Source organism: Staphylococcus sp. GDX8P80P, from assembly GCF_017893095.1.
Classification (GTDB): domain Bacteria; phylum Bacillota; class Bacilli; order Staphylococcales; family Staphylococcaceae; genus Staphylococcus; species Staphylococcus borealis.
Map to the genome: position 1 here is coordinate 1 of NZ_JAESMI010000219.1, position 247 is coordinate 247.

Annotated in this window: 1 protein-coding gene; it reads right to left on the reverse strand. The window is 34.8% G+C overall.

From position 1 onward, the window contains the following. The coding region (locus tag KA858_RS12535; RefSeq protein ID WP_210135844.1) for a type I restriction-modification system subunit M N-terminal domain-containing protein at positions 1-225 on the reverse strand (225 nt) is incomplete at its 3' end. Positions 226-247: the final 22 nt, after the last annotated feature.

Below are 247 nucleotides of genomic sequence, written 5' to 3' on the forward strand. Positions count from 1 at the left end.
ATATTCTTCGTCTTCCCATGCGTCTGCATATGAAATGTTGTCTTCTTTTAATAACTCAGCTACTTCTTCTTCTGTTTTTTCTGATAAGAAGCGATAAAAGATGAGCCCTAAAATATAATTTCTAAACTCGCTTGCATCCATGTTCCCACGTAAATCATTCGCAATACTCCATAATTTCTTTTGTAATTCAGCTTGTTGTTGTCTTTGTTTTTCCGTTGTTGACATCTACTGATATATCTTCCGTACC